This window comes from Hymenobacter oligotrophus (assembly GCF_003574965.1).
In the GTDB taxonomy this organism is placed as follows: domain Bacteria; phylum Bacteroidota; class Bacteroidia; order Cytophagales; family Hymenobacteraceae; genus Solirubrum; species Solirubrum oligotrophum.
The window spans coordinates 1,900,260-1,913,200 of the sequence record NZ_CP032317.1 but is presented as its reverse complement, the minus strand read 5'-3'; the positions used below and the strand labels follow the sequence as shown (position 1 = coordinate 1,913,200).

The window sequence follows — 12,941 nt, the reverse complement described above, 5'->3', positions numbered from 1 at the left end:
ATCCCTAGGTGCTCTAAAGGGTGTTGAAGAGTGGCAGCCTTGACCCGCCAGCGGAGGACCACTCCGAACCACGCGGCGAGCGGCTTATTCCAGCCAGGCGGCTACCTCGCGGCGAATGTCGTCGAACTCGCCGGCCAGCACAAAGTTCCAGCCCAACTCAATGGCCTGCACGGCGCGGCGCATTTCCTGCACGTCGGCCACCTCAAAACCCGATTCCTGCTCTACCCACGCGGCGTACTTGCGGCCGGTGGTCAGCAGGTTGTTCACGGCATACACCAACGCCCGGTCGATGGTCTGGGCTTTGGCCTCGTCGGCTGCTTCCGAAGGCTGTTCGCCGTTGAGGTGCTTGTTTACTGCTTCGAAGCACTCTAAAATATTCTCGGCCAGCGGCTGCACCGGTTTGAATGCTTTCTTGTCGCTGATCAGGAACAGCGTGTGCAGAAAATCATCGGACGAGGACTTGTGCTTGGAGGTGCCGGCGTGGCGTTGGAGGCGTTCGAGGGCGGTAGGGTAGTCCATGTATAATTCTTCTTTGTTTAGCGTGTTATCCTGAGCCCCGCGAAGGACCTTATTACGGCTGCACGACGACGTTATGATAGTTAGTAGCTGCCGTGTAAAGGTCCTTCGCGGGGCTCAGGATGACAGCCGGAAAAGTTGAAGGCGAAATTAGATACTCCCCGAGTACCGCCTAATAGTCCACTCGGCCGTAGCCAGCGCGAGCAGCAGAAAAAACAGCCATTTCTCGTCGATCAGGTCTTTCAGATCCTCCTGCGTGTAGAGCACCGGCTTGAACTTGGCTTGTAGCAACTGCTGCTCAAGCTGTTGCAATTGCGCGGGGTAGTAGAGGCGGCCGCCGCTGCGCTGGGCCAGTTGATAAAGCATGTTGTGGTCGGCGCGAGAGGCGGCGGCTTCCAGCTGTTGCTCTTGCACCAGCAGTTCGCCGCGGTCTTCCTGGGCTTGGCCGGCCACGGTAGCGCGGGCCGTGTAGCGGTAGAGCCCGCCGGGCAAGGTGCCTAGGTTCAGGGGGCCGCCGTTTTCGCGGTTGGTAAAGCTGAACGTGCGCGGGCGGTTCTGCTCGTCGGTGAGCGTAAGCGCAATGCGCTGCCCGTACACGCGCTCGAACACGGCGTTGTACGTTTCGGCCCCTAGGGTTACCTCGTCGGTGGTGTTGAAGGCGTCTTGCGTGGGGTACACATCCAGGCGCTTGCGGCGGCTATCCTGCGTGAGCAGTTGCAGCAGGCGCGTCATCAGGCCATCGTAAGCAGTGGGGCGGTCGTCGTGGGTGGCCGCTTCTTCGAGGCGCCATTGCCAGCTGCCATCGGTGAGCAAGGTGGCCTGCCGTTGGCCGGCCTGGCCCGCCACCACCAGCAGCGGGCGGTTGGTGCGGGTGCCGTTTACTTGCTGGCGCAGAATTACCTCGGCGCCCCCGCCCAGCTGCGGCGTGCCCGTAACGGGCACTTGCGGGTAATCGGCCAGGCGCGAGGCCACACCAACATCCAAAGTAAAACGCGTGAAATTGGGGTTGAGCACTGGCGAAGCCTCGGAACCGGAGCCCCCGCTCACGCGCACGCCGGTGCCTAGGTTGTTGTAGGCGCCTAGGTCGGATTGGGCACCCAGGATGTAGAGGGCCGGCAAACGGCGCGTGCGCACGTACTGCACAATGTCGCGGCCCTCGGCGGTGCGGCTGGGCAGCTGGTGCAGCACGGCCACATCGTAATCCTGGTTGGCGCGCAGCGGCGCAATGCCGGGCAGCACGAGCGTAACCTCGAAGTTGTCGTTCTGGATAAGCGCGGCCCGCAGAGCCTTGAGGTCGGGGTGGGGCACAGCGCCGGCCAGCAGCACGCGCAGGCGGCCTTTTACCACCTCCACGTAGGCGTTGCGCGCGTTGTTGAGCAAGGTGAACTCGCCGGGCTGCTGCTCCACGAATACTTCGTAGCGGTGTTTGCCGGGCGCGGCCGCCGTCAGCTGAAATTGAATGCGCTGCAGGCGGCGGTTGGGGTTGAGCTGCACCGTTTGGCGAGCCAATACGCGGCCGTTTTCGCGAATGAGCACGTTGGCCGATCCGCTGCCGAATCCGTCGAAGCCAATCTCGGCCTCGACGGGGAATCGGTTGCCCGAAAAGGCCACGCGGTTGTAGCGCAAATCCGTTACGCGCAGGTCGCGGCGCGGCACGGTGTCGCCCAGGGCCAGCGGGTAAATCGGGTAGGTGAAGTCGGCGTACACGGGCGGGCGGCCTTGGTTGGCCAGCCCATCGGAGGCCAGCACCACGGCAGCGAGGTTGCGGCCCTGGTAGCCCTCCTGCAAGCCCGTAAGCAGCTGATCGAGGTTGGTGGCCGACTGCCGAAAGCGCAGTTGCGCCGCTTGTGCTGGCGCGGCCGTATCGAGGGTGCGGAGTTGCACATCGTAGCCGGCGGCCCGCAACCGCGCGGCCATGGCATCCAGGCCCGCGAGCGTACGGCGCAGGCTGGTGCTATCGGCCGTGTAGAGCGGCACCGAGCGCGAGTCGTCGACGGCCAGCACCACGGTGGGTGCTTCTTCGGTGGTGCTGTTGCGGCGGATAATCGGACCTAGGAGCAGCCAGCACAGCAGGCTTACCAGCGCAAAGCGCAGAAAGGCAAGGCCGTAGTTAAGGGCTTTGCTCCAGGGCGCGCGTTTTGAGTATAGCAGCGCCGCGTAGCCGGCGCCTACGGCCAGGCACAACAGGAGAAACCAAGGGGAGTAGGCGGTCGTCAGCAACGGGCGGAATCAGCAGATGGAATACCAAGAACTCCGCCGCAAGCTAAACGGTTGCGCGGGGAATGACTTAACACCGGTAGCTGCTGTGGTGCAGCAACTGCCCGGCGGCCTTCAGGGCATACGCAGCACCAACATGCCCGATTCGGGTTGCTCGAACAGAAAGTGGCGTATGCGCTCCAGTTGCGTGCCCAGATAGACCGTCAAGGCGCGGGCCGGCACCTGGGCATTGGTTACCACTATCACTTTCGGCGGGAATCCGTGGGTCAACAACAAGCGAACAAAGTCTTCGTCCTTCGTAACAATGTGCCACCCTTGCGCTTGGGCGTGCTGCCAGATAGTACTGTCGGGGCTGTTGTCAAGCCCTAGGTCGCGCACATGCACTACCGCCTCCAGGCGCGACCACAGCAGCGGTGCTACCCATTACGATATATTTTCGTCGAGCAACAGGCGCATGCGCTAGGCTGCCACGAGCACAATGCTCTCTTTGTAAGCCGCATAAAGCAGGCACGCCCGAATTTGGGCTGGCCCTAGCGCCGGGAAATCCTCTGCGATGTCAGCCGCGCTCATGCCGTTGGCCAACATCTCCAGTACCTCGGCCACGGTGGTGCGCGTACCCGTCACAACGGGCTTCCCAAACCGTACTTCGGGGTTGAGGCTAATGTACTGAGTCACGTCCGCAAGGTTCATGTGGGCTAATTTGGTGAAATCTTGCGAAATACGGCCTGCCAACCAAAACCGAAGCATCTCTACCTAGGCCATCCTCACGAGAGGAGTTACTATCAGTAGAGATGCTTCGGCGGGGCGGACGCCAGATGAAGCATGACGTGCTGAAAAAGCGCAATAACAGCAAACCCTAGGTCAGCATGCCGCCATCAACCTGCAGCACCTGGCCGGTGATGTAGGCCGAGTCGTCGGAGGCGAGGAAGGCGGTGGCTTTGGCTACGTCGTCGGGGGTGCCGCCGCGCTTGAGCGGAATGGCCTTGCGCCACTCGTCAACCACTTTCTGGTCTAGCTCGCCGGTCATTTCAGTTTCGATGAAGCCGGGCGCAATGGCGTTGCAGCGGATGTTGCGCGAGCCCAGCTCCAGGGCTACCGACTTGGTGAAGCCGATGATGCCCGACTTGGAAGCCGCGTAGTTGGCCTGGCCGGCGTTGCCTTTGATGCCCACCACCGAGGTCATGTTGATGATGCTGCCCGATTTGGCGCGCATCATGGGCTTGGTGGCGGCTTTGGTGAGGTTGAACACCGATTTGAGGTTCACGTTCAGCACCTGGTCCCACTGCTCCTCGCTCATGCGCATCAGCAGGCCGTCTTTGGTGATGCCGGCGTTGTTCACGAGCACATCGAGCTTGCCGAACTCGGCCATTACGTCGTCGATCAGCTTCTCGGCCTGCTGGTAATCCGACGCATCGGAGCGGTAGCCTTTTACTTTGGTGCCGAAAGCGGCTAGCTCTTGTTCGAGCTGCTGGCCTTTCTCGACGCTGGAGAGGTACGTGAAGGCAACCTGAGCGCCCAGTTGGGCAAAATGCTGGGCAATGGCCCGGCCAATTCCTTTCGAAGCGCCCGTAATCAGGGCTACTTTTCCGTCGAGCAGTTTGGTCATGAGGGCAAAGCTAAACCTCTGACGAAGCTCGTACTGCTGTCGGCTTTGTTTTTTTGTGCAAACCGAACCCCCAAGCCAGGTTGTACAAGCACATTGCGCCACGGCACAAGCAGCCTTTCGGGGCTGGGCACCACCTTTGCGCCAGCAAACCGCGTACTGCTTGGCAAGCAAGTTTCGCCCGGGCGTAATCAAACTATTATACTGATGAGTGGGTTAGCCTCAGGCCGCCGGAGTACCTCGCGCGCTTTACCTGTGTTCATGGTTCGTTTACGCTCGTTCCGATTTGTTTTTCTGCTGCTGTTGCTGGCAGCAGCGCCGCTTAGTTTGCTTGCCCAAGTGGTGCTACGCGGCACCGTACGCGGCTCCGATGGCACCGCGCTGCCCGGGGCCAACGTGGCCGTGCCGCGCCTAGGTTTGGGCACCGCCACCAACCCCGATGGCAGCTACGAGCTCAGCTTGCCCACCGGCCGCCACAGCGTGCAGGCCTCGTTTATCGGTTACCGAAACCAAACCCTGGAAGTGAACCTGCGCAATACGCAGCGCCTCGATTTTGCGCTGCCCCTGGGCGGTACCGAGCTGCAGGAAGTGGTAATTGAAGGCTCGGGCACGCTCGAGCAGAAGCTGCAAACCACCCAAATGGGCGCCGAGCGCATTACGGCCCGCGAAGCCAAGTTGCTGCCGGCGTTGTTTGGCGAGGTCGATATCCTGAAAACCCTGCAGCTAAAGCCCGGGGTGCAAAACGGTGGCGAGGGCACCAGCGGCCTGTTTGTGCGCGGCGGCTCGGCCGACCAAAACCTCTTCCTCGTCGACGACGCGGTGGTGTACAACCCCAACCACTTGTTCGGGTTGTTCAGCACCTTCAACTCCGATGTGGTGCAGTCCGTGGATTTGTACAAATCGGGCTACCCGGCGCAGTACGGCGGGCGCCTCTCGTCGGTGGTGGATGTGAAGCTGCGCGAAGGCAGCCGCGACTCCGTGGGCGTAAGCGGCGGCATCGGCCTTATTTCGTCGCGCTTGGCGGTGGAGGCGCCCATCCGAAAGGGCAAAGGCTCGTTTATCGTGGCGGGGCGGCGCACGTACTTCGATGTGTTTACGCGCCAGATCAACAAGCTGAACGCCGACGACCCCGACTACAAACCCATCCCGGATTACTACTTCTACGACCTCAACGCCAAGGCCAACTACCAGCTCACCGACAAAGACCAGGTGTTTCTGAGCGGCTACCTCGGCAACGATGTGTTTGGCTTCAACTCCACGCAAGGCTTCAACTTCGACTTTCGGTGGGGCAACCGCGCCGCCACCGCCCGCTGGAGCCACGTCTTCAGCCCTAGGTTGTTTACCAACACGTCGGCCACGGCATCTTACTACACCTACAACATCGCCAACAAGCTCGATCAGTTCAGCTTTGGCCTGAGCAGCAGCATCCGCGACTACAACCTGCGCTCCGATTGGGAGTGGCGCCCCGAGGGCGGCAAGCACGTGGTGCGGTTTGGCGGCAGCGGCACCCTGCACCACTTTGGCGTAGGACGACTGCGGGCCGGCTCGCAGGATCAGGAGCTGAACCTAGGGCAGGACGTGCAGTACGACGGGCAGGAGGGGGGCCTCTACGCGGCCGACAACTTTACCGTAACCGATAAGCTGGCCCTCGATTACGGCCTGCGCCTGTCGGGTTTCCGCTCGGGCAGCAACGAGTACGGCGGGCTCGAGCCCCGCGCGGCGGCGCGCTACACGTTGTCGCCGAAAACGACCCTGAAGGCCAGCTACGCCCTCATGTACCAGTACGTGCACCTGGTTACGAACTCGGGTGCCTCCCTGCCGACCGACATTTGGTACCCTTCGCGCTTGTCGGTCGATCCGCAACGCTCGCAGCAGGTTTCGGCGGGCGTAAGCTGGCTGTTTGCCGGCGGCAAGTTGCTGCTCACCAACGAGGTGTACTACAAGTGGGCGCAGCGTCAAATCGATTTCCGCGACGGCGCGCAGCTGTTCGTGAACCCCGAGCTGGACCAGGAATTTCTGTTCGGGCGCGGCTGGGCCTACGGCAACGAGGTGTACCTCGAGAAGAAAGACGGCCGCACCACCGGTTGGCTGGGCTACACCCTGGCCTGGACAAAGCGCGAGTTTGAGCCCCAGCGCGGTACCAACGGCATCAACGGCGGCCAGCCGTTTTTCCCCACCTACGACCGCCGCCACAACCTTACCGTGGTGCTGTTGCACCAGCTTAGCAAGCGCATCAACCTCACGGGCTCGTTTGTGTACACCTCGGGCAACCCCACCACGCTGCCCACCGGCCGCATTGCCTTGCAAGATGTTTTTGGCGGCGAAACCGAGGCCGTGCCGCTGTACCCCGACCGCAACGCCTTCCGGCTGCCTAGCTACAACCGCCTCGACCTAGGCGTGGTGTACAAACTGCGGCCCATGCGCTGGGGCGGCGAGTCGGACCTGACGCTGAGCATTTACAACGCCTACAACCGCCGCAACCCGTACTTTATTTACATCGATGAGGTGCGCGACGAAGAAACCGAGCAAGTGCTGCGCTACCGCGCCCGGCAGGTTTCGCTGTTCCCCGTGATTCCGTCGGTTACCTACAACTTCAAGTTCTAGCCGAACCATGCAATTGTCTTCAATAGCTTCTGCCCGGCGCCGGTGCGGTTTTGCGCTGGCCGTGGTATCGGCCGGCTTGCTAAGCGGCTGCGGCTTGCAGAAAGACGTGGACGTGGAGCTGCCCGCGCCGCCCGCTCAGCTGGTGGCCGAATGCTACCTGGAGTCGGGCCAGATTCCGCAGCTCACCGTTACCGAAACGGTGCCCTACCTCAGCGAGCCGAGCACCCAGTTGCTGACCGACGTAACGGTTACGCTTACCGGCCCCACGGGGCGCGTGGATACGCTGCGGTTCCGGCCCGGCCAAAACCCCGGCACCAAAAAATTCTTTACGCACCAAGGGCGCCGGCGGCTCACCATCCGGCCCGGCGACACGTACCGCCTCGACGTGAAGGATACCAAAGGCCGCCATTTGTTTGGCACCTCAACCATGCCGGCCGATGTACCCATCGATACCGTGGAGTGGAAGTTTAACGACCTCACGGGCGAGCAGCGCAAGGCGTACGTACTCACCAAGTTCGACGACCCGGCCGCTACCGTCGATTTTTACCGCCTGCAGGTGCACCGCCGCCGCATCAACGACGACCCCGAAGTAGACTACGAGCCCGACGACCGCCTGCTCAACGGCCAACGCTTTGTGCTGGGCACCAGCTACGAGTTTTCGCCCAACGACACGCTGTTCGTAACGCTCTACCATCTCGAGCGGCCGTACTACGATTTCCTGCGCTCCATCGACGACGCGCAATCGGCCAACGGCAACCCGTTTGGGCAACCGGCCAAAGTGCGCAGCACCGTGGAGGGCGGCATTGGGGTGTTCACCATCCTGAGCTACGACCGGCGCCGGATTATTCTAAAAGAGTAATTTGGCCTGCCTGCCAACCTTGCCCGCAGCCGGCGGCTCTGCCCTGTATAGCGCTACCTAATCCGCTTGCTGTTCATGATACTACGATACGCTTGGGTTTGCTTGCTTGGCCTGTCGGCCCTGGTGGCTTGCCGCAAGGATAAGTTCGAGCCCGATCCAGCCAACAAGCAACTGCCCCTGTACACCGAAAAAGGCAATAATGCGGGCGGTGCCCTCATCAACGGGCAAGTATGGCGGGCCTATATGAACCAGGGCCTGCTTGGCCGCCGCAAGCCGCTGGTGGTTGAGGCGCAAGCAGATACCCTGTTTATCACATTCGACGGGGAGATGCAGAACAGCGGCGCTGCTGACCCCCGGGAGGGCTTTGTTTTTGCCCTGCGCCGCGACGGCCGCGTGTCCTTTACCCTGGATTCGCTCCTGAACCTGAACAACCGCCGCTTCGTGCTCGACGGCCGGCGGCACTTCGCCCGCATGGATTGGCTCGGAAACTACACCGATTACGGCGCCGGGCGGGGCGAGCTGCACGTGCGACGGGTACAGAAAAAGGTGTTGTCTAATACAAATGGCGGCGGGCAGCCCTACACCGAGTACATCCTGTCGGGCACATTCCGCTTTACCGCGTACCGCCGCTCCGATTCGGTACAGGTGGTAGAAGGGCGTTTCGACCATCGCATCAACCGTTTGGGGTACTACTAGGCCCTGTCAGAAAAGCAAGCGGGGCCGCCGAACGAGAGTTCGGCGGCCCCGCAATCGTTGAACGGAATCGTTGCTGACGGCTGGCTCCCCCTCTCTACGATGTCGCGCATGGAGCGAGGTAGGGGGCCGTGCCCCGTGGGGGTCCCGTGAGGCCCTTACTGCTGCTCCACCACGCGCTTCAGCAACGCAGTCAGGCGCGGCTCGGCATCGGCGGCGGCGGCGAGGATGTGCTGAATATCAACCGGCTTGAGGTGCTCGGGGCTGGCTAGGTCGGTGATGACGGAAACGGCCAGTACCGGCAGGCCCATGTGGCGCGCGGCAATTACCTCGGGCACGGTGCTCATGCCCACGGCATCGGAGCCAATGGTGCGCAGGTAGCGGTACTCGGCCGGCGTTTCGAGCATGGGGCCGGGCAAGGAGGCATACACCCCCCGGCGCACGCGCGGGCCAAACCCTAGGTCGGCGGCGGCGGCTTCGGCTTGGGCAAGCAGGCCGGCGTCGTAGGGCGCAAACATATCGGGGAAGCGCGGCCCTAGCTCATCGAGGTTGGGGCCCACGAGCGGATTGGTGGGCTGCAGGTTGATGTGGTCGTCGATCAGCATCAGGTCGCTGATGCGGAACTCGGGGTGCAGGCCACCGGCGGCGTTGCTCACAAACAGCTTGCTGATGCCCAGCAGCTTCAGCACCCGCACCGGAAACACCACCTGCTGCATGGTGTAGCCCTCGTAGTAGTGGAAGCGCCCCTGCAATACCGCCACCCGCCGGCCACCTAGGGTGCCCAGCAGCAACCGGCCCGCGTGGCTTTCCACCGTTGATACCGGAAAGTGCGGAATATCAGCGTAGCTGAGTGCGTGCTCTACTTGCACCTCCTTGGCCAAGGCACCTAGGCCCGTGCCCAGGATGATGCCAAATTCGGGCTGAAAAGCAGCGGCTTGTTGCTGAATGTACGCGGCGGCGGCGCGCAGTTGGGTGAGTTGTTCGGCGGCGGTTTGGGGCATAAAAAAGCGCCGCCGACAAGTGCCGGCGGCGCGTAAAAGTAGCTTTAAGTTGAGCTTCGCAACGTTTAGGCGCGGGCTGATTTTTATCAAGCCCGGTCGTGGCGTTTACTGAATCTGCAACTCGTAGGGCAGGCGGGCTTGCACGCCCTGCATCTGCGTAACGGTGCGGTACTGCTCGTAAATCGGGAACAGCGGGCCGAGCTTGGCCTTTAGGGCGCGGGCTTCGGCCTCTTCCGAGTCGCCGAAGAAGCTCATGAAGCTTTCGAAGGCCGATTTGCGGCGGGGCAGGCTCTGCAGGCGATAGTCGCCTTTGTCGAGCTTGGCGCGCTTGGCGGCCATGGCCACGGCGTCGTCGAAGTCGCCGAGTACGTCAACCAAGCCGCGTTCCTTGGCCTCGGTGCCCGACCACACCCGGCCCGAGGCCAAGCGGCGCAGGCGCTCCACGGGCATTTTCCGACCTAGGGCTGCCTTACTGGTGAAATCGGCGTAGGTGCGCTCTACCTCGCGCTGCAGTTGCTGCTGCTCGAAGGGCGTGAGGCGGCGCGTTACCGTTGGGATATCGGAGAACTTGCCGGTGGTTACGCGGTCGACGGTGATGCCGAGCTTATCGGAGAGCAGCGGCCCTAGGTTGGGCAGCACGCCAAACACGCCAATCGAGCCGGTGATGGTGTTGGGGTGGGCCACAATGGCGTCGCAACCCATGGCCAGGTAGTACCCGCCCGAGGCCGCCACGTCCGACATCGAGGCAATTACCGGCTTCTCTTTCTTGGCCAGCAGCACCTCGCGGTACATCACATCCGAGGCCAAAGCCGAGCCGCCGGGCGAGTTGATGCGCAGCACAATGGCTTTCACCTTTTTATCGAGGCGGGCTTTGCGGATGGCCTCGGCGAACTTTGTGCCACCGATGCTTTCCTCGCCGCCTTTGCCGCTCACGATGTCGCCTTCGGCGTAAATAACGGCAATGCGGTTGCTGCTGGTGGCTTCCTCGTCGTCTTTCTCGGCCTTGCTGTACGTGCTGAGGCTCACGATGCTCGGCTTTTTTTCTTTGTCTAGCTTCAGCTTGCCGCGCATGTAGTCGAGCACTTCGTCGTAGTAGCCCAGCTTGGTTACCAAGCCGTAGCGCTTGGCGTCCTCGGCGTTGTGCACCAGCATGGAGTCTTGCACGGCCTTGAGGCGGGCAACCGGCAGCTTGCGCGCGGCGGCAATTTGCTGCACGGTGTGGTTGTTGATGGAGTTCAGGAACGACACCGTTTGGTAACGGGCCGAGTCAGAAAAATTCTCGCGCATGTAGGGCTCCACGGCGCTCTTAAACGAGCCCACCCGGAAGATAAACGGCTCTACGCCCAGCTTATCGAACAAGCGCTTGTAGAAAAACACCTCCGACGACAAGCCGTTGAACTCAAGCAGGCCTTGCGGGTGCAGGTACACCTCGTCGGCCACCGACGACAGGTAGTAGCCTTTCTCGGAGCCGGTTTCGTGGTAGGCCACCACAAACTTGCCCGATTTCTTGAAGTCGATCAGCGCGTCGCGTACTTCCTCCAGCGAGGCCATGCCGCCCGATACCACATCCAGGTTCAGCAAAATGCCGCGGATGTCGTCGTCGGTTTTGGCCCGGCCGATGGCTTCTTTCAGGTTGACGAGGCCTATGGAGGCGTTGCCCGCGCCGAAGGGCGTGAACTCGGCCTCCTGCTTGCGCTCGGTAATCGGTTTGTCAAGCTTCAGCTCCAGCACCGAGTTGCTGGCCACGGTTACTTCGTCGGCCGAGCTACCCAGGGCAGCCACCATGGCAACGAACAAGAACAGGCCCACCACCGAGAACAGGATCAGCCCGACGATGGTAGCCAGTACGTATTTAAGAAATTGACGCATTGTTGAGGAAGAAGGGTATCAGCGGCTAATAAACAAAAGTAGAAGGGTTTTGGTAGCGGGTTGCACAAAGTAGTGTCGAATGGTGCTCGGCGCCAAGGCTTGCGCCAGTCCACGTCTAGGTCAGAATGTTGCAATAGCCGTTAATGAAGCAGATAAGAATTGTTCTGACGGCGCGGACGCCCGTCAACCACCCCAGCCGCAGCTAAAGCTGCGCCGTCCCCTCCTCATCTGAGGAGGGGAGCTTTGAGTTCTGTATCAGCTAGTAACCATACTTCTCGCCCCACCAATAGCGCAGGCGCTCCAGCATTTTGGCTTCGGTGGGGTTGTCGCCGGGCGTGTAGAAGCGCTTGTTGCCGAGGCCATCGGGCATGAACTCCTGGAACACGAAGTTGCCTTCGCCGTCGTGCGAGTAGTGGTACTCGGCGCCGTAGTTCAGCTGCTTCATGAGCTTGGTGGGGGCGTTGCGCAATTGCAGCGGCACCGCGGCCACGCCGTTTTGCCGCACAAAAGCCCGCGCCTCCCGAATGGCCGTGTACGAGGCATTGCTCTTGGGCGAGGTAGCCAAATACACCACGCACTGACCTAGGATAATATCCGACTCGGGCATGCCGATAACCGTAACGGCCTGAAACGTGTTTTGCGCCAGCAGCAGGGCGTTGGGGTTGGCGTTGCCTACGTCTTCCGAAGCCAGGATGAGCAGGCGCCGGGCAATAAATTTGGGGTCCTCGCCGCCCTCGAGCATTACGGCCAGATAGTAAAGCGCCGCGTTGGGGTCGGAGCCCCGAATGCTCTTGATAAAGGCCGAAATGACATCGTAGTGCATTTCGCCGCCTTTGTCGTAGCGCGAGAGGTTTTGCTGGGCCAGCTGCTGCACCACCTCGTCGTTGATGACGACTTCGCCGGTTTCGGGGTTGGCCTTGGCCGCCTGCACCACTATTTCGAGCAGGTTGAGCAGCTTGCGCGCATCGCCGCCCGAAATGCGCAGCAGCGCGTCGTAGCTTTCGAGGCGCACGGGCCGGCGGCGCAGCGCTTCGTCGTCGCGCAGGGCCCGGTCCACGAGGCCGGTTAGCTCGTCTTTACCTAGGGCCTCGAGCACGTACACCTGGGCCCGGCTCAGGATGGCCGGTATTACCTCGAACGAAGGGTTTTCGGTGGTGGCGCCCACCAGCGTAACAATGCCCTGCTCCACGGCCCCCAGCAGCGCATCTTGCTGCGACTTGCTGAAGCGGTGGATTTCGTCGATAAACAAAATGGTGCCGCGCCGCGACTTGGCCTGCTGAATCACGTCGCGTACGTCTTTCACGCCGGCGTTGATGGCGCTGAGGGCCACAAACGGCAGCTTTAGCTGCGCGGCCAGCAAGTGGGCCAGGGTGGTTTTGCCCACGCCCGGCGGGCCCCACAAAATCAGCGAAGGCAAACGACCGGCCTCGAGGTAGCGGCGCAGCACGCCGCCCTCGCCAATGAGGTGCTGCTGGCCCACGTACTCGGCCAACGTACGGGGGCGAAGGCGTTCGGCCAGCGGGGCGCCGGGCCGCGGTTGGTCGGCGGGTGGGTCGAAAAGTGAGTTCATAGAAGATGC

The 12,941-nt window shown here is 61.9% G+C and carries 11 protein-coding genes; 3 read left to right on the top strand and 8 right to left on the bottom strand.

Annotation, left to right across the window (positions count from 1 at the left end; all coding sequences use genetic code 11):
• Window positions 1-84: 84 nt before the first annotated feature.
• From D3Y59_RS08165 to fabG, 5 genes are all read right to left on the bottom strand, one after another.
• On the bottom strand, window positions 85-519 hold the full coding sequence (locus D3Y59_RS08165) for a hypothetical protein (protein WP_119444608.1): 435 nt from the start codon (window positions 517-519) through the stop codon (window positions 85-87).
• Between the two features lie 147 nt (window positions 520-666).
• Window positions 667-2,736, bottom strand: a complete 2,070-nt coding sequence (locus D3Y59_RS08160; protein WP_240410575.1) for a VWA domain-containing protein — start codon at window positions 2,734-2,736, stop codon at window positions 667-669.
• A gap of 111 nt (window positions 2,737-2,847) precedes the next feature.
• Window positions 2,848-3,117: a DUF5615 family PIN-like protein gene (locus D3Y59_RS18740; protein ID WP_394340471.1), complete on the bottom strand. Its 270-nt coding sequence runs from the start codon at window positions 3,115-3,117 to the stop codon at window positions 2,848-2,850.
• A gap of 75 nt (window positions 3,118-3,192) precedes the next feature.
• The gene (locus tag D3Y59_RS08150; RefSeq protein ID WP_119446385.1) at window positions 3,193-3,423 is read right to left on the bottom strand and encodes a DUF433 domain-containing protein; all 231 of its coding nucleotides are present in this window, start codon (window positions 3,421-3,423) and stop codon (window positions 3,193-3,195) included.
• A gap of 166 nt (window positions 3,424-3,589) precedes the next feature.
• The gene (fabG, locus tag D3Y59_RS08145) at window positions 3,590-4,339 is read right to left on the bottom strand and encodes a 3-oxoacyl-[acyl-carrier-protein] reductase (protein WP_119444606.1); all 750 of its coding nucleotides are present in this window, start codon (window positions 4,337-4,339) and stop codon (window positions 3,590-3,592) included.
• A gap of 258 nt (window positions 4,340-4,597) precedes the next feature.
• On the opposite strand from fabG, the gene D3Y59_RS08140 reads away from it, so the two are divergent.
• The 3 genes from D3Y59_RS08140 (at window position 4,598) to D3Y59_RS08130 (ending at window position 8,495) form a co-directional block, all read left to right on the top strand.
• The gene (locus D3Y59_RS08140) at window positions 4,598-6,940 is read left to right on the top strand and encodes a TonB-dependent receptor (RefSeq protein WP_119444605.1); all 2,343 of its coding nucleotides are present in this window, start codon (window positions 4,598-4,600) and stop codon (window positions 6,938-6,940) included.
• A 7-nt stretch (window positions 6,941-6,947) separates the two neighbouring features.
• Entirely contained in the window at window positions 6,948-7,799 is an 852-nt protein-coding gene (locus D3Y59_RS08135; protein WP_119444604.1) for a DUF4249 domain-containing protein, read from the top strand.
• Between the two features lie 75 nt (window positions 7,800-7,874).
• Complete coding sequence (locus D3Y59_RS08130) at window positions 7,875-8,495, top strand: hypothetical protein (RefSeq protein ID WP_162910635.1); 621 nt, start codon at window positions 7,875-7,877, stop codon at window positions 8,493-8,495.
• A 155-nt stretch (window positions 8,496-8,650) separates the two neighbouring features.
• Here the strand turns inward: D3Y59_RS08130 and D3Y59_RS08125 are convergent, their stop codons facing one another.
• The 3 genes from D3Y59_RS08125 to D3Y59_RS08115 all read right to left on the bottom strand — a co-directional run bounded on the left by D3Y59_RS08125 (window position 8,651) and on the right by D3Y59_RS08115 (window position 12,932).
• Complete coding sequence (locus D3Y59_RS08125) at window positions 8,651-9,493, bottom strand: purine-nucleoside phosphorylase (RefSeq protein WP_119444602.1); 843 nt, start codon at window positions 9,491-9,493, stop codon at window positions 8,651-8,653.
• Between the two features lie 105 nt (window positions 9,494-9,598).
• A complete protein-coding gene (sppA, locus tag D3Y59_RS08120; protein WP_119444601.1) occupies window positions 9,599-11,362 on the bottom strand; it encodes a signal peptide peptidase SppA in 1,764 nt (587 codons plus the stop codon).
• A gap of 259 nt (window positions 11,363-11,621) precedes the next feature.
• Entirely contained in the window at window positions 11,622-12,932 is a 1,311-nt protein-coding gene (locus D3Y59_RS08115; RefSeq protein WP_119444600.1) for a replication-associated recombination protein A, read from the bottom strand.
• Between the last annotated feature and the right edge of the window lie 9 nt (window positions 12,933-12,941).

What these genes read in the sequence shown, in the direction of transcription:
- D3Y59_RS08165 (WP_119444608.1), bottom strand. Translation starts at nt 519, where the DNA reads ATGGACTACCCTACCGCCCTCGAACGCCTCCAACGCCACGCCGGCACC.
- D3Y59_RS08150 (WP_119446385.1), bottom strand. Translation starts at nt 3,423, where the DNA reads ATGAACCTTGCGGACGTGACTCAGTACATTAGCCTCAACCCCGAAGTA.
- fabG (WP_119444606.1), bottom strand. Translation starts at nt 4,339, where the DNA reads ATGACCAAACTGCTCGACGGAAAAGTAGCCCTGATTACGGGCGCTTCG.
- D3Y59_RS08140 (WP_119444605.1), top strand. Translation starts at nt 4,598, where the DNA reads ATGGTTCGTTTACGCTCGTTCCGATTTGTTTTTCTGCTGCTGTTGCTG.
- D3Y59_RS08135 (WP_119444604.1), top strand. Translation starts at nt 6,948, where the DNA reads ATGCAATTGTCTTCAATAGCTTCTGCCCGGCGCCGGTGCGGTTTTGCG.
- D3Y59_RS08130 (WP_162910635.1), top strand. Translation starts at nt 7,875, where the DNA reads ATGATACTACGATACGCTTGGGTTTGCTTGCTTGGCCTGTCGGCCCTG.
- D3Y59_RS08125 (WP_119444602.1), bottom strand. Translation starts at nt 9,493, where the DNA reads ATGCCCCAAACCGCCGCCGAACAACTCACCCAACTGCGCGCCGCCGCC.
- sppA (WP_119444601.1), bottom strand. Translation starts at nt 11,362, where the DNA reads ATGCGTCAATTTCTTAAATACGTACTGGCTACCATCGTCGGGCTGATC.
- D3Y59_RS08115 (WP_119444600.1), bottom strand. Translation starts at nt 12,932, where the DNA reads ATGAACTCACTTTTCGACCCACCCGCCGACCAACCGCGGCCCGGCGCC.